General features: G+C 43.9%; 19 protein-coding genes. 8 read left to right on the plus strand and 11 right to left on the minus strand.

The features are described 5' to 3' along the window. The first annotated feature begins 40 nt into the window (after positions 1–40). Together HJG39_RS04385 and HJG39_RS04390 are read left to right on the plus strand one after the other, a co-directional pair. Complete coding sequence (locus HJG39_RS04385; RefSeq protein WP_268407243.1) at positions 41–1,177, plus strand: GGDEF domain-containing protein; 1,137 nt, start codon at positions 41–43, stop codon at positions 1,175–1,177. A gap of 62 nt (positions 1,178–1,239) precedes the next feature. Continuing rightward, positions 1,240–1,779 carry a DUF3016 domain-containing protein gene (locus HJG39_RS04390; protein ID WP_268407246.1) on the plus strand — a complete coding sequence of 180 codons (540 nt, stop codon included), beginning with the start codon at positions 1,240–1,242 and terminating at the stop codon, positions 1,777–1,779. 84 nt (positions 1,780–1,863) lie between these two features. Here HJG39_RS04390 and HJG39_RS04395 read toward each other — a convergent pair whose 3' ends face one another. Both HJG39_RS04395 and HJG39_RS04400 read right to left on the minus strand, forming a co-directional pair. Then, entirely contained in the window at positions 1,864–2,268 is a 405-nt protein-coding gene (locus HJG39_RS04395; protein ID WP_268407249.1) for a hypothetical protein, read from the minus strand. A gap of 89 nt (positions 2,269–2,357) precedes the next feature. Further along, positions 2,358–2,669 (minus strand): hypothetical protein, encoded by a 312-nt coding sequence (locus tag HJG39_RS04400; protein WP_268407252.1) that lies wholly within the window; start codon positions 2,667–2,669, stop codon positions 2,358–2,360. A gap of 147 nt (positions 2,670–2,816) precedes the next feature. Between HJG39_RS04400 and HJG39_RS04405 the strand changes: the two genes are divergently transcribed. Beyond that, the gene (locus tag HJG39_RS04405; RefSeq protein WP_268407253.1) at positions 2,817–3,008 is read left to right on the plus strand and encodes a hypothetical protein; all 192 of its coding nucleotides are present in this window, start codon (positions 2,817–2,819) and stop codon (positions 3,006–3,008) included. A 4-nt stretch (positions 3,009–3,012) separates the two neighbouring features. Here HJG39_RS04405 and epmB read toward each other — a convergent pair whose 3' ends face one another. Beyond that, entirely contained in the window at positions 3,013–4,038 is a 1,026-nt protein-coding gene (gene epmB / locus HJG39_RS04410; protein ID WP_268407256.1) for an EF-P beta-lysylation protein EpmB, read from the minus strand. Positions 4,039–4,083: 45 nt separating this feature from the next. On the opposite strand from epmB, the gene efp reads away from it, so the two are divergent. Together efp and epmA are read left to right on the plus strand one after the other, a co-directional pair. After that, a complete protein-coding gene (efp, locus tag HJG39_RS04415; RefSeq protein ID WP_268407258.1) occupies positions 4,084–4,653 on the plus strand; it encodes an elongation factor P in 570 nt (189 codons plus the stop codon). A gap of 81 nt (positions 4,654–4,734) precedes the next feature. Then, the gene (epmA, locus tag HJG39_RS04420) at positions 4,735–5,706 is read left to right on the plus strand and encodes an elongation factor P--(R)-beta-lysine ligase (RefSeq protein WP_268407261.1); all 972 of its coding nucleotides are present in this window, start codon (positions 4,735–4,737) and stop codon (positions 5,704–5,706) included. 676 nt (positions 5,707–6,382) lie between these two features. Here the strand turns inward: epmA and hutH are convergent. The 3 genes from hutH to hutC are packed head-to-tail and all read right to left on the minus strand — an operon-like array spanning position 6,383 to position 10,314. Next, positions 6,383–7,900 (minus strand): histidine ammonia-lyase, encoded by a 1,518-nt coding sequence (hutH, locus tag HJG39_RS04425; RefSeq protein ID WP_268407263.1) that lies wholly within the window; start codon positions 7,898–7,900, stop codon positions 6,383–6,385. Positions 7,901–7,906: 6 nt separating this feature from the next. Beyond that, positions 7,907–9,589, minus strand: coding sequence for a urocanate hydratase (gene hutU / locus HJG39_RS04430; protein ID WP_268407265.1), 1,683 nt, complete (start codon positions 9,587–9,589; stop codon positions 7,907–7,909). A 23-nt stretch (positions 9,590–9,612) separates the two neighbouring features. Beyond that, a complete protein-coding gene (gene hutC, locus HJG39_RS04435) occupies positions 9,613–10,314 on the minus strand; it encodes a histidine utilization repressor (RefSeq protein ID WP_268407267.1) in 702 nt (233 codons plus the stop codon). A gap of 173 nt (positions 10,315–10,487) precedes the next feature. On the opposite strand from hutC, the gene hutI reads away from it, so the two are divergent. Then, the gene (gene hutI / locus HJG39_RS04440; RefSeq protein WP_442781001.1) at positions 10,488–11,675 is read left to right on the plus strand and encodes an imidazolonepropionase; all 1,188 of its coding nucleotides are present in this window, start codon (positions 10,488–10,490) and stop codon (positions 11,673–11,675) included. An 83-nt stretch (positions 11,676–11,758) separates the two neighbouring features. Here the strand turns inward: hutI and HJG39_RS04445 are convergent, their stop codons facing one another. Then, the gene (locus HJG39_RS04445; RefSeq protein WP_442781002.1) at positions 11,759–13,960 is read right to left on the minus strand and encodes a TonB-dependent receptor; all 2,202 of its coding nucleotides are present in this window, start codon (positions 13,958–13,960) and stop codon (positions 11,759–11,761) included. Between the two features lie 349 nt (positions 13,961–14,309). Here HJG39_RS04445 and HJG39_RS04450 point away from each other — a divergent pair, with 349 nt between their 5' ends. Next, positions 14,310–15,335, plus strand: coding sequence for a LacI family DNA-binding transcriptional regulator (locus HJG39_RS04450; RefSeq protein WP_268407274.1), 1,026 nt, complete (start codon positions 14,310–14,312; stop codon positions 15,333–15,335). Positions 15,336–15,337: 2 nt separating this feature from the next. Here the strand turns inward: HJG39_RS04450 and HJG39_RS04455 are convergent, their stop codons facing one another. The 4 genes from HJG39_RS04455 to HJG39_RS04470 form a co-directional block, all read right to left on the minus strand. Further along, the gene (locus tag HJG39_RS04455; protein WP_268407276.1) at positions 15,338–16,240 is read right to left on the minus strand and encodes a DMT family transporter; all 903 of its coding nucleotides are present in this window, start codon (positions 16,238–16,240) and stop codon (positions 15,338–15,340) included. A gap of 18 nt (positions 16,241–16,258) precedes the next feature. Next, entirely contained in the window at positions 16,259–16,891 is a 633-nt protein-coding gene (locus HJG39_RS04460) for a hypothetical protein (RefSeq protein ID WP_268407278.1), read from the minus strand. 402 nt (positions 16,892–17,293) lie between these two features. Next, on the minus strand, positions 17,294–17,959 hold the full coding sequence (gene pgmB, locus HJG39_RS04465) for a beta-phosphoglucomutase (protein WP_268407280.1): 666 nt from the start codon (positions 17,957–17,959) through the stop codon (positions 17,294–17,296). Next, positions 17,959–20,271 (minus strand): glycoside hydrolase family 65 protein, encoded by a 2,313-nt coding sequence (locus HJG39_RS04470; RefSeq protein ID WP_268407282.1) that lies wholly within the window; start codon positions 20,269–20,271, stop codon positions 17,959–17,961. The genes pgmB and HJG39_RS04470 overlap by 1 nt, the downstream gene beginning before the upstream one ends. A 140-nt stretch (positions 20,272–20,411) precedes the next feature. Here HJG39_RS04470 and HJG39_RS04475 point away from each other — a divergent pair, with 140 nt between their 5' ends. Beyond that, positions 20,412–21,701, plus strand: a complete 1,290-nt coding sequence (locus HJG39_RS04475) for an MFS transporter (RefSeq protein ID WP_268407284.1) — start codon at positions 20,412–20,414, stop codon at positions 21,699–21,701. Positions 21,702–21,758: the final 57 nt, after the last annotated feature.

A 21,758-nucleotide genomic window follows, 5' to 3' on the forward strand; every position in this document is an offset into this window, starting at 1 on the left:
TATACTCAAATGTAGGATTAAAACACCTCGTTAAACTGGCATGATTAACAACGACTTGTTAAAAAACGAGTTTCGTAAACGCATTGACTGTGACTTTGTAAACCGTTCAAAATTAGGCGTTATCTTTTACGCTGTTGCTTGGTCTATCTTATTTTTAGCAAGCAGCGTCCACCTTACAAATCCCTATTTTTGCTGGATAATGGCAGGGCTATTAGCCTTAATTAGCGCAATACGACTCGGGCTCATGATCATCATTACACAACATTATGAGCGCTTCACCCTTGGATTACGTCGGCTACAAACCTGTTTAGTTATTGCCCATGCGTGCCTTTGGAGCATCCTATTTTTTCTCGCAAATGCGCTTCCAGCTTTCTCCGAGCTAACCACATCCATCAACATTTTAACGGCAGGTATTGCAAGTGCATCGGTTATCTCCCTTACCCCAAAATATCGTATTTGCCTGATTTATAACGCCGTCCTTACAGTGCCGACAGGTGTCTTTTTATTGCTGGACCCAGAACAATGGAACCTCGGCGTTTTAATTGGCTTTTTCTGTTTTTACTTGATTTACATTACGCGTAGATATCACAAAGAATACATGCGTGCATTTCGTATAGAGTGGTCCTTACAAGCAAAGCAAAAAGAACTGCAAGCCCTTAGCCAAACTGATTTCTTAACAAAAACCTACAACCGATTGTTTTTCAATGAACAGATTGCCCATCAATGGTATTTAGCTCAACGTAACCGGGAAGAGTTAGCGTTGTTAATGATTGATTTAGACCACTTCAAGTTAATTAACGACAAATATGGACATGTTTTTGGGGATGAATGCCTAGTACATACAGCCAAAATTATTCGAAATGTAGCAAAACGACGTAGCGACATGGTGGTGCGTTATGGGGGAGAAGAGTTCGCTGTTATCCTGCCTCAAACGGGTATTGCATCCGCTATTAGCATGGCGGAAAATATTCGAGAAGCCCTTTCTGCACAAGCATTTAGCTACCGCGACGCACAACATGTGATGACCACCAGCATTGGCGTTTGCGCGATGCTACCGATTGGAAATGATTACAAAGTATTACTTCATCAGGCCGATGATGCGTTATATAAAGCTAAGAAAAATGGAAGAAATCGTGTGGAAGTTTCGGAACTAAATCAATATGAAGATGTCCCTTAATGAAGGGAGCGAAACGAGCTGTCCACTTACATTGTTAGCATAATACGAACGGTGGTACCCTTATGAATAAGCTAGTTATTTCTTTACTTTGCGGATTGAGTTTATCCTTCTTAACCCAGGCAGCAGATAACACCCAAGAAAAGCCAGCAGGGAGAGCAACTATTGAATGGCAAAACCCTGATGAATACGTTGATGTGCGTCCTTCCAATCAATCTAAAAAACGCTTCCAAACATCCACTTTTAACAAATTAGAAGCGTTTGTAGAAAAGCTTGCTGAGGCACTTCCCGAGGGACAAACACTGAGCATGACTGTCACGAACTTGGATTTAGCCGGGCATGTTTGGCCGGGACACATGGCAGGAATGAATAGCACACAAGAAATTCGAGTTATAAAACGTGTCGATATTCCTCGCATGTATTTTTCTTACCAATTATTTGATGCCAATGGCAAGGTCATTAAAGAAGGTGAAGAAGAACTCAAAGATATGAGCTTTCAGGAGCGCAATATTGGGCGCATTCAAAACGATTCGCTCAGATATGAAAAAAACATGTTAGAGCGTTGGTTCAATAAAACATTAATGCCTACAAGCGCAGAAAACTAATATGATTGATACCCAACATTGCAGTGTGAACTTTGCATTAACATTGTGATAGTTGTGATAAAGCGGTAATCAGAGGTGACGTTATTATTCGTCACCTCTAAAACCTGAAATAGTTTGATAGAGCCCCGCGGCTCTCTCTGACACTGCATTGCTTCTAACATCTTGTTGATCATCACGAGGGTCTTGCAAAAAATCATTTTGAGCATCAGTCGTTTGCCGACCATTGAGTAAGCTATTCCTTTCTTCCCTTTCCGCTGCTTCTCTCTCTCGCTCACGCACAGCTTCTCGCTGTTCATCGAAGCGCTCTCGCAATTCACGCTGGTTTTGATCGACTTGTTGAAGAATACGGGCCTGCGCAGACAATTCTATTTCTGGTTTGTTTTCTGAGCCAATACCAAAGGCATTAGGACGGGGTTCAGGCTCAGTTGACTCGCGATTAGTTTGACTAATGCCAGTATTAATACTTTCAACTGTTGCTGTTACTTTCATAACAACCCCCTCTTACTCCACTTAATTAGTATGGCTCAAATTGTTCAAAAAACAAACTACCCATGCAGAATATAACCCGACTTCTTTCTTTAATCTTTCAAACTTTGCTGAAATCCGGCCAAGGTTTTAAACAACAATTCCATTTTTTTGATGATAATTGGCAATGACTGCTGCATTTGTGTCTCATCTTGAGTCAATAACGCTTCAATGTTTTTTGCCACCTCTTCAACATAAGGTCGAAATTCTTTACTTGTACTCTCAAAACCTGACTGTTTTTCAAACACTTGCTCAAACTTGCCTATTCCTTGGGCTCGAAGCTGTTTCAAAGCATTATCTGCGTCTATTGATTTGCGATAAAGTAACTGTAAATTGTCTTTTAATTGAGTAATCACTGCATTCATAAAATTTTTTTTAAAAAATAACTAAAGATTTCTTTTGACCTGCCGATGAGGAGAACGAAGGCGGGCAATTCTGCCTGTTTTTTAACTAATCGACAAGCCTATGGTTATGCCATTCAGGCGATAATAAATAACTTGAGGAACTTTGGTATGGAAATTTCTGGTGCAGGTGGCTCTCAAGCAGCTAATGCTTCAGCAGAACTTCGCTCAGCGAAACTCGCTAAAAACCAACAAGAGCAAGAAGGTCAACAGTCCATTCAATTGTTAGAATCGGCTTCTGAGGCTCCAAAAGCAACTTCAGCTAATCCAGCAATTGGTGGCACTGTGGACACACACGCCTAAAGTTTTATGGATGCAGTTGTAAATCTAAAGGCGTTTTGCCAGGTTGGCCTCCTATTTCTCTAACGAGTTTAGGAACCAGATACCCTGGCAAGCGCTTTACTACTTCTCGCTGTATCGCAATCGCTTCTTCATCGTCCACTAAGAAGTGGCTCGCCCCTTTCACCTTATCCAACATGTGTAAGTAATACGGTAAAACACCGACATCAAATAGCGCCTTACTTAACTTCACTTGTGCATCGACCGAATCATTAATACCTTTAAGCACCACTCCTTGATTTAACAAGGTCACGCCTGCCTCACGTAATAAACGCATCGCTTGAGCGAAGTGCTCATCCACTTCGTTGCTATGGTTCACATGCACAACCATTATTGGTTGCAAACGCGCGTCAGTGAACCAGTCCAATAGCGAGCGCGTTACGCGCGAAGGAATCACCACGGGTAATCGTGTATGAATTCTTAAGTATTTAACATGAGGGATTGCGGCCAATGATTGGGTTAACCATGCTAGAAAGTCATCCTTTGCCATCAAGGGATCGCCCCCAGAATAAATGACTTCTTCAATGGCTTGGTCTTGTTGGATGTACTCAATAACGCTTGCCCACCCTTCTCGATTAACCTGATTATCTTGATATGGAAAATGACGCCGGAAACAATAACGGCAATTCACCGCACAACCACCACGTACTACCAACAAAACACGGCTCTGATATTTATGAATTAGGCCCTTCAAACCATTGCCTTGTTCTTGTAAAGGGTCGGCAACAAAGCCCTCAGCATCCACAAACTCTGCGTTTAGTGGTAATACCTGATTCAACAATGGGTCATGTATATCGCCTTTTTGCATTCGTTGTGCAAAAGAGACCGGCACTCGCATTGGAAATAATTTACGAGCGGCAAAAGTGCCTGAGATGATTTCTGGCTTAAATTCTAGAAATTCCAATAGCTTTCTAGGGTCAGTAAAAGCGCTAGCTAACTCTTTTTGCCAAAGGTTCTCTACAGGTTCGAGTTTTTTAGGTATCATCTGCACCAAATTTCTTCATTATAAAAATTTAAAGAATACTTTTAAGAGGATTACATGGCGACTTTCAGCACCAATGAATTCAAAGCGGGCCTTAAAATAATGCTTGATGGAGAGCCTTGCAACATTTTAGAAAATGAATATGTAAAACCAGGCAAGGGTCAGGCTTTCAACCGCGTAAAAATCCGTAAATTAATTTCTGGCAAAGTGTTAGAAAAAACATTCCGCTCAGGTGACTCTGCCGAAGGTGCTGATGTACTCGACACAGACCTTGCTTACCTATATAACGATGGCGAATTCTGGCACTTCATGAATAATGACACTTTCGAGCAAGTTGCTGCCGACGAAAAAGCAGTTGGTGATTCTATAAAGTGGTTAAGAGAAAATGATGTATGTACCTTAACGCTTTGGAACGGCTCCCCTATCGCAGTAACGCCTCCTAACTTCGTTGAACTTGAAATCACCGAAACCGATCCCGGCCTTAAAGGAGATACCGCAGGCACAGGCGGCAAACCTGCAACCTTATCAACAGGTGCAGTGGTTCGTGTTCCGTTATTCGTTCAAACAGGCGAGATCATTAAAGTAGATACGCGTTCTGGCGAATATGTGTCTCGTGCACAAAAATAATTTTTCTTTGCTGGCAACACCTCGTTGCCAGTCTTGCCCTTTTTAATCATCTCCTTGCGCTAATTAACCATTTCCTCGCTTATGCAGCATACTTGGCAACCAACAACCTCCATTGAAAACTTAAAAAAGCGTGGGCAAATTTTACGCGCCATTCGTGATTTTTTTGAACAAAGAAATATTTTAGAAGTCGATACGCCAAGCTTAAGCCACGCCCCCGTTACCGATCCTCACTTGGTGAACTTTTCAACGAAATGGATTTCGCCGTCACAGACAGGCGAAACCTCTTTGTATCTACAAACCTCCCCAGAATATGCCATGAAGCGTCTACTTGCTGCTGGCAGTGGCTGCATTTATCAAATGGGGAAGGCGTTTCGAAACGAAGAAAGCGGGCGCTATCACAATGCAGAATTTACGTTGCTAGAGTGGTACAGAGTCGGCTTCGATCATTGGCAGCTTATGGATGAAGTGGAGGCGTTATTAAAGCATATTGTGGTAAGCCCAAACGCAGAACGTAGAAGCTACCGATCCTTGTTCGTAGAGTATTTAGGAATCGACCCTCTTATGGTTTCAATGCAGGAGCTTAAACAATGCTGCTGTAAACTGGGTTTTGAGTCAATTGCCGACACCGAAACTCACCCTGATACTTTACTGCAACTGCTTTTCTGCGAGCACATTGAGACAAAAGTCGACCCTAGTGTCCCGCTTTTTGTTTATGACTTCCCCGCCTCACAGGCTGCACTTGCCAAACTGAATCCTAACGATAACCGTGTTGCACAGCGCTTTGAACTTTATTATCAAGGTGTGGAATTAGCTAATGGTTTTAATGAGTTAACTGATCCAAAAGAGCAACAAACACGTTTCCAACAAGATAATCAGTTACGAGCACAAATGGGTTTGCCCGAAGCAATGATTGATACCCGATTCATTGCGGCATTGAACGCGGGCCTTCCTCAATGCGCTGGTGTGGCATTAGGCATTGATCGACTTCTGATGATTGCACTCCAAGCGAAACATATTAATGAGGTGATAGCATTCCCCACATCAAATGCTTAAGGAAAATTTAAGTTTTCGTTGCAATTATATTTCACATTCATTATTGTTATTCAATATCGGTAATTATTTTAACCTCACTGATATATCCATCCCTTTAACAACGCTCCACAATATTTCCCATTTTGCCCGACACTATGTAAGACATCTCTTACAAGACTATAAGACGCCGCGTTATTTTTGCGTCCTCCTGCGCCTTTAAATCGATTAAAAGCATTGTTTATTAACGTTTTTTTATTTTTTTTACCCAAATTTCAGACCAATTTTTTATTTACCTCCCTCGTATCCATTTTAGATTCGTCTATAGTTAGTTCCGTAGTCAGGGAACAGGGACGACTCAAGGAAACGGATAAAGAATTTGCTCATGGATTAGCATCAGTAAATGGATAAACGTTTAGTAACGGATTGATTAAGGATAGACAAAAGGAAGGCAAGGAATTAAGGAAAGCCAATTGTTTACTAGGGAATAGATAAGGGACTAACTCAGGAAGAAAAGGGTTAAGGAAGCGGTTAAATATTGCCAAGGATGATTTTACTTTAAGCACTGGAAGCATAAAAGGAGCAGTATAGCGTGGGAAAGCTAACCAAGGATGTGTACGATTAGGGCTTGAGAGAGCACAGCTAAATGCCGTGCTTCCTCAAGCCCTTTTTGGTTTTATCTCACACCTATGCTTATTGGCTAAAGAATAAGTGCCTGCACCAGTGAGTTCAATTCGCCATCAAAAACCATTGCAGAGGCTTTCTCAATATCTGGTGAGAAATATCTGTCATGATCATAAAAAGGTACGTGACCACGAATACTGGAATATGCCTTTTCTAGCTTCTCTGTTGTTTTCAACGGGCGACGGAAGTCAACACCTTGTGCAGCCGCCAGCAATTCAACAGCTAAGATACCACGCGTGTTTTCCGACATATCGGTTAAACGCCGCGCGGCAAACGTAGCCATCGACACATGATCCTCCTGATTCGCTGAAGTCGGCAAGCTATCAACCGAACCGGGGTGTGCCAAGGTTTTATTCTCAGAAGCCAAAGCCGCTGCCGTTACTTGTGCCAACATAAAACCTGAATTCACCCCACCGTTTTCAACTAGAAACGGGGGCAACCCACTCAAATTTTTATCAATTAACAAAGCGGTGCGACGTTCCGACAATGCACCAATTTCTGCTATCGCCAGCGCAATGTTATCCGCAGCAAAAGCCACGGGTTCGGCGTGGAAGTTACCACCGGAAATGATGTCATCACCAAAAATGAGCGGATTATCAGTAACCCCATTAGCTTCAACCAATAATATTTTTGCTGCGTGTTTAAGCTGGTCGAAACATGCGCCCATGACTTGCGGCTGGCAACGCAATGAATACGGGTCTTGTACCTTTTCACAATCAGTGTGTGAATCACCAATTTCAGACCCTTCACCCAACAAGTCACGGTAGCAACTAGCCAACGCAATTTGCCCTTCTTGACCTCGCGCTTCATGGATCCGTGCGTCAAATGGCGCTCGACTGCCTAGTGCCGCTTCCACGCTTAATGCCCCAGCTACCGTGCCTGCAATTAATAGATTTTCAGCTTGGAATAAGCCCGACAGTGCTAATGCTGTTGACACTTGCGTACCATTTAATAGTGCCAACCCTTCTTTAGGAGCGAGGGTGACAGGCTCGAACCCTGCTATTTTTAGCCCTTCTTCACCCGTTAGCACTTCCCCTTTGTAGCGTACATGGCCTTCACCAATCAGCGGCAAGCTCATGTGTGCTAACGGTGCTAAATCACCACTTGCACCAACGGAGCCTTTTTCGGGTACGCAGGGGTAAACACCAGCATTCACCATCCCCATAAGCATGTCGAGAAGAACTGGTCTGATGCCAGAAAAACCGCGCGCCAAAGAATTAATCTTTAACACCATGATGAGCCTCACAACCGCATCACTCATCGGCTTGCCTGTACCCGCAGCGTGAGACAACACGATAGATTTTTGCAATAACTCCAATTCTTCTGGCGCGATGCGCGTGTTTGCCAGCAAGCCAAACCCTGTATTGATACCATAAACTACTTTACCCGCAGCCAACACGCTCACTACGCTTTTATTAGAAGCTTCGATAGCTGGAATAGCTGCTGGATCTAGCGTTAAATTAGTTGGGGATTGATGAGCCTGACGCAAATCGTTCAGGCTTAATTTTCCGGGATGAATCTTTAATGTAAACATATCGACTTACTCCTTATCCATCATAGGTAAATCGAGCCCCTGCTCTTTGGCGCATTGTTTGGCAATATCGTAACCTGCATCTGCATGGCGCATGACACCTGTTGCCGGGTCATTCCATAATACTCTGCCAACACGCTTGTCTGCCGCTTCTGTGCCATCACACACAATAACCACACCAGAATGCTGGCTAAAGCCCATACCTACGCCGCCGCCATGATGCAAGCTAACCCATGTTGCGCCACCAGCAGTGCTGAGTAAGGCGTTTAATAGTGGCCAATCTGAAACCGCATCTGAACCATCTAGCATGGATTCGGTTTCACGATTTGGACTAGCAACAGAACCAGAATCAAGATGATCTCGACCAATGACAACCGGCGCACTCAATTCACCATTTCTGACCATCTCATTGAAGGCGAGCGCAATACGAGCACGGTCTTTCAGACCAATCCAACAAATACGAGCGGGTAAACCTTGAAAATGAATACGCTCCCGCGCCATATCTAACCAGTTATGCAAGTGTGCATTGTCAGGAATAAGCTCCTTCACCTTAGCATCGGTTTTGTAGATATCTTCAGGATCACCGGAAAGCGCAGCCCAGCGGAACGGCCCAACGCCTTCACAGAAAAGAGGACGAATATAAGCTGGTACAAAGCCGGGGAAATCAAAGGCGTTTTCCACGCCTTCCTCTAACGCCATTTGACGAATGTTGTTGCCATAATCAAGGGTCGCTGCACCGCGTGCTTGGAGCTCAAGCATTGCTTTTACTTGGACCGCCATGGATGCCTTAGCCGCTTTAACGACTGCCGCCTCATCGGTTTGACGCATTTCTGCGGCCTGTTGCATTGTCCAACCTTGTGGCAAGTAACCGTTTAATGGGTCGTGTGCTGAGGTTTGGTCTGTAACCACATCAGGCGTGATACTCTTTGCCACTAACTCAGCAAAAACATCAGCAGCATTACCTAATAAGCCGATAGAAGTCGGTTGATTGTTGTCTAACGACGCCTGCAACATGCTCATGGCTTCATCTAGTGAATGCGCTTTTTTGTCGACGTATCCAGTACGTAAGCGGAAATCAATGCGAGTTTCATCGCACTCAACGGCAATCATTGAAAACCCCGCCATTGTTGCTGCCAATGGCTGTGCGCCGCCCATTCCACCTAAACCGCCAGTTAACACCCACTTACCTTTTGCTCCACCATTGAAGTGCTTACGAGCTACCGCACCAAAAGTTTCATAAGTGCCTTGGACGATGCCCTGACTACCAATGTAAATCCAGCTTCCAGCGGTCATTTGGCCATACATTGCTAAGCCTTTTTTATCGAGCTCGTTGAAATGCTCCCAATTAGCCCAGTGCGGTACTAAATTTGAATTAGCGATTAACACTCTTGGCGCATCTGCATGGGTTTTGAATACACCAACAGGTTTGCCCGACTGTACGAGTAGTGATTCATCACTTTCTAAACGCTGTAGCACTTCGACTATTTTATCAAAACACTCCCAGTCACGCGCCGCACGGCCAATACCACCGTAAACCACCAAGTCTTCTGGACGTTCAGCCACATCTGGATCTAAGTTGTTCATTAACATGCGCATTGCCGCCTCTGTTAACCAACTTTTGCAAGTCAACTCTGTGCCTTTAGGCGCACGGATAACACGCGAAGGATCGTGTCTTAAATGTTTATCTGTCATAACCTTTTCCTGTGATGAAAGCGTTAAAAAGTGAGATGCCCGCCTAAACGGTATCGATGACCCGGATGGGTTAAAATGGCAAAACTCACAACGGCTTTTTTGGACCAAGTCCGACGCTGAACTTGCAAGCAAGGTTGAGTCGGCGTCATATTTAATAAATCGGTAATTGCCACATCAGCAAGCACCGCTTCAATTTGATGATCCGCTTCGGTAAGCGGGGCGATTCGGCTAAGATAGGTATGAGGTGTAGTTCGCTCAAAATCCTGAGAAAGGTAATCTGGGATAACATTAGGATTCACATAACGCTGCTCTAGTTGCACCGGCAAGTCATCTTCATAATGGATGATACTGCTGTAAAACACCGGCTCACCTTGAATAAAACCCAACTGATGTGCAGCTTGGGCTGAGGCCGGAACCGATTCTAGTTTTATCACCCGAGCAGAATGCGTATGACCTCGGTCCGCTATTTCATCAGCGATATTACGAATTTCGATTAGCGAAGACTGGCTCTTAATACTGGCAACGGTGCTAGCTGCTCCTTGATTGCGAATAATCACACCTTGGTCAGCTAAATCCTGCAATGCCCGGCGGGCTGTCATACGACTCACAGCAAATTGCTCAGCTAACATATTTTCCGATGGCACCACTTCATACTCCGGCCATTCCCCAGACTCGATCTTCTGTAATAAGAACTGTTTGATGACTTGGTATTTACTTTTAGCCATGTTTACCTATCTTGACGGAAACGCTTGTTACTCTTTTTAAATTGGCATATTTGACTTGTATATACAAGATAAAATATTCAAAATAGAGGTATCGACCTAATCATTACTGTAGGACAAATTCTGTGACACACGAGCCAACTCCCCTTCTTCTCGTTAACGCCAATATTGCCACCATGAAAAACGGCATTTCCGATAATAGTGTTTTTCGTCATGCAGCACTTCTCATCGAAGGAGGGAAAATTATCTGGGTAGGTTCTATGAAAGAATTGTCTCAATACAGTGTCTTCCCAGAAAACCTTATTCAATATGATTGTCAGGGCAAATGGCTCATGCCCGGCTTCATAGATTGCCACACGCATCTTGTCTTTGCTGGAAATCGCTCCAATGAATTTGAAAAGCGTTTAAATGGGGTGTCTTATCAGGAAATTGCCGAGCAAGGTGGAGGTATTTTGAATACCGTTAATGCAACTCGCGCAGCTAGCGAGGAAGACTTATATCAACTCGCTATTCGTCGCGCCAAAGCCATGTTGAACAACGGCGTCACCACCATCGAAATTAAATCAGGTTATGGTTTAGATCACGAAACCGAGAAACGTGTGTTAAAGGTTGCTAAACGGATTGAAGCATCGTTGCCAATTAATATCAGTAAAACGTATTTGGGCGCTCACGCTATCCCGCCTGAATTCAAAGGTAATGCAGATGCTTACGTTAACAAGATTTGCGATGAGATCATGCCAGATTTGGCTGATGCAAATTTTATTGATGCGGTTGATGTATTTTGCGAAAACATTGGTTTTACGCTAGCGCAAACAGAAAAAATATTTCGTCGAGCGAAGTCCTTAGGGCTCGCCATTAAAGGTCATACAGAGCAACTTTCCGCAATGGGTGGCAGTGAACTTGCGGCAAATATGGGAGCGATGTCGGTTGACCATTTAGAGTATTTACAAGCGTCTGATGTAAAAGCCATGGCGAAAAACGACACAGTTGCAACACTCCTTCCCGGGGCTTTCTATTATTTAAAAGAAACGAAGCTACCGCCTATCAATTTGCTACGCGAGCACCAAGTACCAATGGCCATTGCAACGGATTTTAATCCCGGCTCTTCTCCCATCGCCTCGTTACCGTTAATACTAAACATGGCATGTACATTGTTTGGTTTAACCGTGGAAGAAGCACTACAAGGTGCAACGTTGAATGCCGCTAAAGCGCTTGGAATGCAGAATCAGGTTGGGACATTAGAAGCAGGAAAACTTGCGGATATTGTTTGCTGGGATATTTCGCATCCACGAGACTTAGTCTACGAATTTGGTGTCATTACGCCAAGTTGGATAATGAAAAAAGGAGATCGGGTTCAAGGCTAAACCCGACTCCAATACACAAGAAACAAACACACAAAAGAACAAAGAGCTGTGTTACAAGAGCAAACACAGCTCGATTATGCAGTTTAGTAGAACTCGTAGCTCACACTAAACGTCGCATTTCGTGGCATGATGAAGCGACCATTCGGTGCCTGCGGATTACGAGGATCACCTTCTGTAAGTGCGTCTTCATCTGTTAAATTGTTTACCGCAAACTCAAACTTCAAGCCTGATTCTGTGCGCACAAACATACCTAAATTCACCTGCTCATAGCCTTCTAATACAACATTGTTCTCGTTGCTAGAATATCTATCATCTACCGCAATTAAGGTGCCATAGACGTTAGCTTCCAAGCCACTAAGTTCAAAGTCATAACTAGGCGTAACACGTACTTGCCAGCCCGGCTGACGCATTGCTTCATTACCTTCGTTTGTCGCACTTTCGGTAATTTCAGTTTCTTGAATAGTGGCATTTACTGATACCGAAAAGCCGCTATCGTTGAAATAAGCACCGTCAATTTCCACACCGTAAGCTTCGTTGGTTAGCTTCTCAACAGGAGCGCCGGGACGACGAACAAAGGTGTCACCTTTCACCTCAGTGAAGAAACCCGTGGTGTATAAGTTAAAGTTAGAGCGAGCAAGTTTGAAACCGACTTCGTACTGAGTGACATCTTTGATTAGGTCATCACCGCCGGTGTAAGCATCAAAGTTATCTCTGAAATCATCAAAGAAAGGCATTTTGCTACCTTCACTGGCACGGAAGAATACCCCCATGTCGCGTTGAAATTGATAGTTCAAACCAACTGTCCACGCGGTGTCAGATTCATCGTACTGAACGGCTTTAGTGATAACACCATCTAAGCCTTCATCAACCGTATATTCGACTTCGTGATCTTCGTTACGAATACCAATATCGGCGCGTAATTGTTCGGTTAACTGATATTCAAATGCGGCATAAAGTGCGGTAGTTTTACCATCGCCAACACTGTTAATGTCGTAGTTAAAGTCACAGCTATCAGCACTATCGTTACACGCTATACCCGTTAGGTTCTCACCACCGCTTTGGATCACATGATAAGACTGATTACCGATAGACCACCAATCTTCTGCTGAATAGTCGGTTGCGTACAAACCAATAGTTGCTTGGTATTTATCACTCTTCTTAGTTAATGCTAAATCGTTCGTGAAGGCTTCAATTTCTTTCAATACTACCCAGCGACCAACTTGCTGAACCAAGGTATCACCAGAATATTCTGTACCTGTAACAGCACCAAATGCGCTGCTTCCGTTATCGGCAACCGTCGAAAGCGCTACGGGCGACAAGTTTGGCACTAAACCAAAGGTATCGGCATCACCGCTGGTGTAAGAGAAGCGGTCTACAAATGTCCAGCCGTTGCCAAGTTCTAAGTTGATTGAACCACCGGAAATGGAGCCATCCCAACCACGACCATCGCCAAAATCAAACGCTTGCGTTGTGCCATTGGGGCCGTACTGGATACTTGCTTGGCGATTCAAAGTACCAATTTGCGCATAGTTATTATCTACGCCCTCCACTAACGGTGTGGGCAGATACCACGCACCATGGTCATCGGTAACACGGGTGTAGAAATTCAGTTTACCGTTGTCCAACTCTTTCGTGATGTTGATCGTAAACTGTTGGCCTTTCTCTGAATTAAAGCCAGCGTCACGAATACCAGAACTTTGTTGAACATAACCACCTACCATGTAGTAAAGGTCTTCTGCAATCGCGCCGCTTAATACCGCATCTAAGCGCTGCAAATCGTAATCAGAGGTCGTGTATTTAATTAAGCCTTCGGTGGCTTCACCCCCCTCTTTTAAGATGAAGTTAGTGGTTAATCCGGGTTGACCATTGGAAACAACCGAGTTAGGACCGCCACGCAAGCCATCCATAAATGAAATAGTTTCATCTACACGGAACAGAGTTGAGTTTTCCAAAAAAGATAACGTTGGTGGATGATAAATCGGCACACCTTGCAACTGCACCGTTAAGAAAGGTGCATCACCACTACCGGGAAAACCACGAACGAACACATTCGCACCACCCACACCGCCAGAGCTTTCTGCCCAAACGCCGGGAATAGCCTTGAATAAATCGGCTGTACTTTTTGGAGCAAGCTTCTTGATCATGTCAGCGTTAAGAGATGTCGTTGCATAGCTTGAGTCTACTTTTCGTACCGCCGTGCCACTTGCTGTACCCGTTACCACTATCTGCTCGAAAAAGTCTTGTTTTTCTTTTCCAGAATCGGGTTCCGATACTTCTTGTGACATAACTGACGTCGAACAAGCCAAAGCTACTGCTAAAGTTAACCCACTGACTTTAAACTTATTTTTATTCGCTAAATTTGATGAAGAGACCACTTTTTGCATTTCGATATTTCCACATTCACACATCATTAATGTAAAACATATGTTAAAATGCAATCGTTTGCAATACATTCATGCAAACGATTGCAGTGATGTTTACATTCCCGTTAACAAAATAAATACACTGCATCAAAAACAACTCACAGTTTGTGACATATCTCGCGTCTATTTGCAGGCAAAATACGTGAACTGCATGTTATGATGCAAAACCGTTATTTAAACAATATACAACTAACAGGAATAATAATTACCCATGAGGAAAAAGGTTTCAACTTTATCTGATATGGCAAAATTGGCTGGCGTTTCGGAATCGACTGTATCCCGAGCTTTAAGTAACAGTAAATTGATAAGCGTAAAAACGCGTGAGCGAATTCAAGCACTGGCAAAGGAAGCCAATTTCAGTGTTAATACCACGGCTCGTAATTTGCGTTTACAGAAATCAAACACAATTGCGGTTGTCTTACTTATCCATTCAGAGAATGACCAGTCCACAACTGATCCTTTTATTCTTCGCTTGCTCGGTGTTATTGCCGATGAACTCACACGAATTGGCTACGACATGCTACTGGCCTCCCATACCAGCCCAAATGAAAATGCGTTAAAGAATTACTTTGATAGCAAAAAAGCGGATGGCATGATTGTTTTCGGTCAGGGTAATGATCCTGCGCTCTTTGATCACCTCCTTAATAATGATATGCCTTTTGTTGTTTGGGGAACCAAAGATCCTCATCAGCGTTATCTCACCGTAGGCACTGATAATTTTTTAGGCGGTAAATTAGCCACTGAGCATCTTATCAATCAAGGATGTAAACATATTGCTTACGCGGGACGAAAAACGATTGAAACAGAATTGCGTTTTCATGGTTATCAGGACGCACTCGAAAAAGCAGATCTCCCTTCATCTCCTTTAATCGACATCCATTTTACCTATCAAGATGGCTATAACGTGGCAACAAAGCTACTCGAAACTCAGCAATTTAATTTTGACGGTATTGTTGCGGCGAGTGACACAATCGCTCTTGGCATCTTAAAAGCCTTTAATGATTTCAATGCAGAAAAAGAATTATCGGAACAAGCAAAGCCGTTTTCGATAGTGGGATATGACGATATTGAAGTATCAAAGTTCATGCATCCTTCTTTAACAACCATTCGACAAGATACGTATGAAGGTGGAAAACGGTTAGTTGAGTTGTTGTTTAAACAGATCCACAAAAAACCTGCACACTCTGTTGAATTAGAAACAAAACTGATTGAAAGAGGATCAAGCAAGCTCGTGTAAATTTAGGCCGCAGTCGGCTTACTCCAATATTGCCTTCCTAAAATCACGATAAATATACCGCCCAAGATAAGTAAAGAAGCGGTGACTAAGCGCATAGATAGCACTTCTTGAGCAAAAATAACGCCTCCAAAAGCAGCAATAACGGGTACGAAAAGCTGCACCACCGCAGCTTGAACCGCTGACAATCCCCGTAGTGCCATGTACCAAATGGTATAACCAACCCCGGAAGTTACTGCGCCGGAAAGTATCGCTAATATGATCCCTTCTAAGGAGAGATACGCATCAAACAACGTGACAGCAGCCAGCATCATTACCAGAGGAATGCAGCGAATAAAATTGTAGGCTGTATCGGCTAAGGGATGACCAGAGCCTCGCCCTAAAAGCGAGTAGAACCCCCAAGCCACACCCGCAATGGACATGAGTATAAACCCGGGGATAGCTGGCATTGCCGCTCCGGGCAACATTAGGTAAATAAACCCCAAAATCGACACCAATACACCAAGTTGTTCGGTAATATGCAATTTATGCCCTTGTATCATCCCAGATAAAATCATGGTTATTTGTACCGAGGCAAATAAAATCAGCGCGCCCGTTCCCGTATCCAATGAGATATACGCATAGGAAAAACCGACTGCGTATACGAAAAGCAAGATTGCTGCTCTCCAACTTCCTCGGTGTGATTCCGATGGCTCAGCATTGCTTATTTCCTGAGACAATTGATGACGTCGGCGAGAATACCGTTGAGACAATTGGAGTAGCAAACCCAACACACATGCACCAGACACCAAACGAATACTGGTAAAACTCCCTGCATCAACCACGGCCTCTCCTAGCGCCAAACGACACAATACCGAATTCCCAGCAAACGCGATAAGCGCCAGCAATGTGTAAAAGGCAATTTTCATAGATAGGAGGCTTTCCGATTAGTTGGGCTCATCCTTGTTACGCTTACGCTCTTTTTTCGAACGTTGTTCCCGCGCTTCTTTTCGAGCTTCGCGCTCGTCTTCCCGTTCAGCTCGCTCTTGTTCACGCGCCTCCTCTCGAGCTTCACGCTTATCTTCGCGTTCAGCTCGCTCTTGCTCACGCGCCTCTTTTCGGGCTTCGCGCTTATCCTTGCGTTCAGTTCGCTCTTGTTCACGCGCTTCCTCTCGCGCTTCACGCTTAGCTTCAAAGGCTTTTCTTTCCTGCCAATTCTCGGCCTTACGTTTTTCCCTTTCAATACTTCTTGCTTCACGCTCTCGTTGGCTTTTTTCCTTTCTTAACTCGCGCTCTTCTTCTCGCAGTTTTTCCCTTTCTTCACGCTTAACCGCTCTTGCCTCACGCTCTTGATCGAATATTTCATTGCTGCGCTCACGCTTCAATGCTCTATCTTCTCTTTGCTGTTCCCTTTCTAATTTCGCTGATTCCATTTTTCTCTCACGCTCAACAGCCCTGAGAGACCTTTCTGTTTGCACTTGCTCATTGTCTTGCTGTTTGGCCCAAAGCCCCGAAGACACACCGGCACTTGTCAGAGCAAAAAGCATCGAAATACACACTGTGTTTGAAATTTTACTCACTTTCTTATCTCCGCTCATGAATGTCCCTGTCTATATTAGACTATTATTCACCAAATCGATGTTTATTTATTCTTATCAAACAATTACAGAAGCAAAGAGTCGTATTCTAACCCCTCATATTTTGATGCCTTAAAGCACAATCCAATGCATTGGAATCACTTTCGCCCGCGCAGACTAAACTCATTCAAAGTGTGTACCCATTCTGCGCAACTAAGCCACTCCCGGTTTGAGAGCGTTATCAAGGTGGAGATTACCGAAAGGGAAGTGTGTTTAAGATTGTTGACTTGAAAAAGAATGATCAGGTTTCTGTCGTCATCGAGGATATTAATTGCAACAAAGTGCTCATTGCTTTGAGATTCCTCCTGAAAACAATAGGAGCGAATAACTCGCTCCTGTCGTGTATTACTTATTAAGCCATTGCGTAATCAAGGCAGGAGTAATATCACCTGTACGCGCGACTATTGTATCCGCTTGAGTCAGAGTATCAGCGCTTCCTACACCGATTGCAGGCATATTTGCCGCTTTAATTGCGGTCACACCGGCTTGAGAGTCCTCAATGCCAATACATTGTTCCGGTGGAACAGACAAGGCACTCGCAACGGTTAAGAATATCTCTGGATCTGGTTTGGTGTTTTTGATTTTTGCTGCATCAGCAACAAATTCGAACTCATCTAATAAGCCGATACGTGTTAATACAAACTCTGCATTTTTACTGACCGAGGCAACGCCAAGCCCAAAGCCTTCTGCTTTTAGTCCCTGAATCAAGGTATTAACACCGGGAAACACATCATCTGGTGTCATTTCAGCAATTAGCGACTGATAATGTGTATTCTTTTGCTCAGCTAGCGCGAATACTTCTGCATCGGTAAACGTCATATCGCTACGCGACAAAATCATTTCCAGCGAACGCATTCTATCGATGCCTTTCAACGCTTCATTTTCCGCTTCACCAAACTCAACTCCGACTTGGTGCGCGATTTTCTGCCACGCGATAAAATGGAAGTGCGCAGTATCTGTTAACACACCATCCAAATCGAAAATCACAGCATTTCTTGGCTCTGAACTCATTATGCAGCTCCCGATTGAGTCAATTGAATACAGGTTACTTCGCCTTTACTGAGCGTCAAAGGTTGCTCAAAACAGTAGACAGTCAGTGATTCCCCTTCTTGTGGCGCACTTTCTAACGTTAAGCTTAATTGCGTAGCATCTAACACAATATGCAAACTGGCACCGTGGTATTGAACCACCTGTGAAATGCTGCGCCAACCTTGCGGTAATTTAGGCGACAAGCTTAGTCCCGTTGTCCGCAACCTCAAGCCAAGGAATCCGAAAACGATACAGCTCCATGCCCCCGCCATACAGGCCGTATGTACTCCGTATTCGGTATTGTGATGCAGGTTATCGAGATCCATTCGAGCAGAATCACCAAAATAATCACACGCTTTTTTCATGTCCCCCACTTCTGCATACAACATGCTATGAATGCACGAGGAAAGCGTTGAGTCATGAGTGGTGAGCGGCTCGTAATAAGCAAGATTGCTGCGTTTTTGTTGCTCGGTAAAATCATCGTCCCCCAAGAACATCGCTAAAATAACATCCGCTTGCTTAAGCACCTGATGCCGATAAATCACCAAGGGATGGTAGTGCAATAACAGTGGCATTTTCTCTTTCGGTTGATTCACTAAATCCCATATTTTTTTCTGGAAAAAGCTATCATCTTGCGGGTGCGCTTGCTTGTTCTCATCAAATGGTAAATACATTTTCTCGGCAATACGTTCCCATAAGGCAAGCTCTTGCTCACTGACACCGAATGCGGTTTCAATATCTACCGCTTTGTCTTTCATTAGGAAAATGGCTTCTATAGCGAACAATAAATGCTGTTTCGCCATGTAGTTAGTGTAGAAATTGTTATTCACCACCGCAGTGTATTCGTCTGGACCAGTCACGCCATCAATGCAAAAGTCACCTTGCTGATTGAAATGCCCAAGCTGCGGCCATAAGCGTGCAGTCTCTACCAACAGTTCCGTGCCGTAATCGTGCAAGAACTGTAAATCACCTGTCGATCTAAAATAGGTACGAATAGCGAACGCCACGGCTGCATTTATGTGATATTGCGCCGTACTGGCAGGGAAAAAAGCGGAGCACTCTTCGCCGCTTATGGTTCGCCAAGCAAACAAAGCGCCATCGTCATGCGACATTTGCCTTGCTCGCTCTTTGGCTTTATCCAACGTGTGATAACGATACATAATCAAACTACGAGCAATGTCCGGTGCCGTAAGCGCGAAAAATGGCACCACGTAAATTTCAGTATCCCAAAAATAGTGACCATCGTACCCGGGACCAGACAACCCTTTTGCGGCAATTGCCGAAGTGCCATTTCGTCCTGCGGACTGAAACAACTGGAACATACTGAAAATCAAACCTTGTTGCAGTGCTTGGGAGTCATCTTGCAATTGCACTTCAATTTGCGCTTGCGTCCAAAATGCCGCTAACTCAGCAACATGATGTTCTTTGTGTTGCGCAAACGTTAATGACGAAATACGCGATGCGTCCTGTGCTTGTTGCAATTTTAATTCAGCGACATGATCGCCGGCATGAAACAAAGCAAAACGCGTAAACGTCAGCGTGTCACCTTCATTTAGGTGATGCTGAGATTTTTCAGCAAGTGTTACTGGCACATCTGATTTTTCATGATCTAACGTATCAATGCAGGTAGTTATCACCTGTGCATTTACACCCTTTGCTTTGTGAACAGAACAAGCAAACCCCGCTTCAATGGAGGTTTCTATTTCGCTTAAAGTATCGGTGATAGAAAGCTCACCCGCCCTTGGGTCATCGGGCTCAGTCACCGAACCATACTGCGCATCACTGTTTGGTAAAAGAGTAACTTGTGCTTCGCCTTCAAGCGCAATGACACGCACTTGAATGCATAATAAATTCGGTTCTTTAGCACTAACAAAGCGTTGATATTGAATTTCACACTTTGCCCCCTGCTGTGTTTCAATCACTTTATTACGCTGTAACACGCCGGTACGCATATTGAGTAAACGCGAGTGGCGAATAACCTGTTTGGCTTCACTTACATCGACTTCAATGCGCTTTACATTGGGGACTTGCAACAATTGGTCGTTATGGGTTGCAAACGCATACGCACTTTCACCGTAAGGAATGGGAGACTTGCTATAGCAACCGTTTAAATAAATCCCTTCGCATGTTAAGCCAGCTTGTCGCCAACCTTCTTCCGGCGTCCCTCTGATTCCAATAAACCCATTGCCTTGGGAAAACAAGGTTTCAGATAAGCGCAAATTACCCACTTCCTGCATATTTTCCGACAATAGCCAAGGCGACATGTCTGTACTGTCATTTATGTTTAAAGTCACTACGACACACTCAATTTCAACGAATCTTATTTTAAATTAATACTTGATAAGCACCCTTTTTGCAATCGTTTGCATAAATTTAATGTTCATGCCAAAATCGGTTAAAGTGAAACGAAATATACACGCCATATTGAGGCTTTATGGAAAACGCGCAATACGTACAAAATAAACACGAAACTCAAATTGATAAACTCAGAGTTATGGCGATCCTAATCAGCTCTTATGTGCTATTTGCGATTTTATTGAATAGTGTCGGTACGGTTATATTGCAATCCATTTCCAGCTTTGGTGTCAGTAAAACCAACGCCAGTGTATTAGAAGGCTTTAAAGATATTCCCATTGCCATTGTTTCGTTTTTTGTTGCCGCCTATTTACCTCGTTTTGGCTTTAAACGCGCGATGCTCACAAGTACGTTATTAGTCACCGTGGGTAGTCTGCTCATGCCACTGCTCAGTAACTTCTTCATGAGTAAAATGTTATTCCTAATAGTTGGGGCAAGCTTTGCACTGATTAAAATTTCTGTGTATGCGTTAATAGGAAGGGTTTCCGACAACCAACAAGCTCACGCATCAAACATGAATATTGTAGAAGGCTGTTTCATGGTGGGGGTGTTAGCAGGTTATTGGTTGTTTTCCGCGTTTATCGACCCTACCCAGCCAGAGTCTTATTCTTGGCTAAATGTATATTGGCTCATCGCTTTTTTAGGGGCAGCTAACTTGTTGCTTATCGTGTTCACTCATGTTCCAGAAGTGAAACACCTCATCCAATCGGAAAGCCCACAAGCGCAATTCGCCGGCATGTTAAAGCTAGTTTGGCTACCTTTTGTCGTGATGTTCATCATTTGCGCATTCTTTTATGTATTGGTGGAACAAGGGATCGGAACTTGGCTCCCCACCTTTAACAGTGAGGTGTTGAATCTGGCAAACCACATTAGTGTACAAGTCACCAGTATTTTTGCCGCATGCCTTGCTGCAGGACGCTTACTTGCGGGTTATGTTCTTCGAAAAATGCATTGGTTTAACTTTTTGGTGTTGAGCTTGTTTTTAATTGCTGCACTGATTCTTATCGCCATTCCTCTGGCTAATTCTGGCGTATCTAGTGTGCAGATTCAGTCGTGGTCCGATGTACCAATCGCAGCCTTTGTTTTACCTTTGGTGGGGCTGTTCATGGCCCCGATTTATCCTGCCATTAATTCTGTTGTCTTAAGTGCATTACCATCACAACAACATGCATCTATGACGGGGCTCATAGTAGTTTTCTCAGCACTAGGAGGCACATTTGGCAGCTTAGTAACGGGAGCTATTTTTGAATACTTTAGTGGGCAAACCGCGTTCTATTTTATGTTAGTTCCCATTGCGATTCTGACCATTGCCTTGTTCCTTTATAAGCGTTTATTGACCTCTGCGCCTATCACTGAAGCTACCGCTTAAATTGGCAGTACGCTAGGACTGAGTGAAAAAGCCAGCTTATTCGCTGGCTTTGTTGTA

This window comes from Alteromonas sp. a30 (assembly GCF_026788005.1).
Classification (GTDB): Bacteria; Pseudomonadota; Gammaproteobacteria; order Enterobacterales; family Alteromonadaceae; genus Paraneptunicella.

Excerpts from the sequence above, each read along its gene's own strand:
- HJG39_RS04445 (WP_442781002.1), bottom strand. The coding sequence starts at position 13,960 with ATGTCACAAGAAGTATCGGAACCCGATTCTGGAAAAGAAAAACAAGAC.
- hutH (WP_268407263.1), bottom strand. The coding sequence starts at position 7,900 with ATGTTTACATTAAAGATTCATCCCGGAAAATTAAGCCTGAACGATTTG.
- epmA (WP_268407261.1), top strand. The coding sequence starts at position 4,735 with ATGCAGCATACTTGGCAACCAACAACCTCCATTGAAAACTTAAAAAAG.
- pgmB (WP_268407280.1), bottom strand. The coding sequence starts at position 17,959 with ATGAGTTCAGAGCCAAGAAATGCTGTGATTTTCGATTTGGATGGTGTG.
- HJG39_RS04395 (WP_268407249.1), bottom strand. The coding sequence starts at position 2,268 with ATGAAAGTAACAGCAACAGTTGAAAGTATTAATACTGGCATTAGTCAA.
- HJG39_RS04450 (WP_268407274.1), top strand. The coding sequence starts at position 14,310 with ATGAGGAAAAAGGTTTCAACTTTATCTGATATGGCAAAATTGGCTGGC.
- hutI (WP_442781001.1), top strand. The coding sequence starts at position 10,488 with ATGAAAAACGGCATTTCCGATAATAGTGTTTTTCGTCATGCAGCACTT.
- hutU (WP_268407265.1), bottom strand. The coding sequence starts at position 9,589 with ATGACAGATAAACATTTAAGACACGATCCTTCGCGTGTTATCCGTGCG.
- HJG39_RS04405 (WP_268407253.1), top strand. The coding sequence starts at position 2,817 with ATGGAAATTTCTGGTGCAGGTGGCTCTCAAGCAGCTAATGCTTCAGCA.
- efp (WP_268407258.1), top strand. The coding sequence starts at position 4,084 with ATGGCGACTTTCAGCACCAATGAATTCAAAGCGGGCCTTAAAATAATG.
- HJG39_RS04400 (WP_268407252.1), bottom strand. The coding sequence starts at position 2,669 with ATGAATGCAGTGATTACTCAATTAAAAGACAATTTACAGTTACTTTAT.
- HJG39_RS04475 (WP_268407284.1), top strand. The coding sequence starts at position 20,412 with ATGGAAAACGCGCAATACGTACAAAATAAACACGAAACTCAAATTGAT.
- HJG39_RS04455 (WP_268407276.1), bottom strand. The coding sequence starts at position 16,240 with ATGAAAATTGCCTTTTACACATTGCTGGCGCTTATCGCGTTTGCTGGG.
- HJG39_RS04390 (WP_268407246.1), top strand. The coding sequence starts at position 1,240 with ATGAATAAGCTAGTTATTTCTTTACTTTGCGGATTGAGTTTATCCTTC.
- HJG39_RS04385 (WP_268407243.1), top strand. The coding sequence starts at position 41 with ATGATTAACAACGACTTGTTAAAAAACGAGTTTCGTAAACGCATTGAC.
- hutC (WP_268407267.1), bottom strand. The coding sequence starts at position 10,314 with ATGGCTAAAAGTAAATACCAAGTCATCAAACAGTTCTTATTACAGAAG.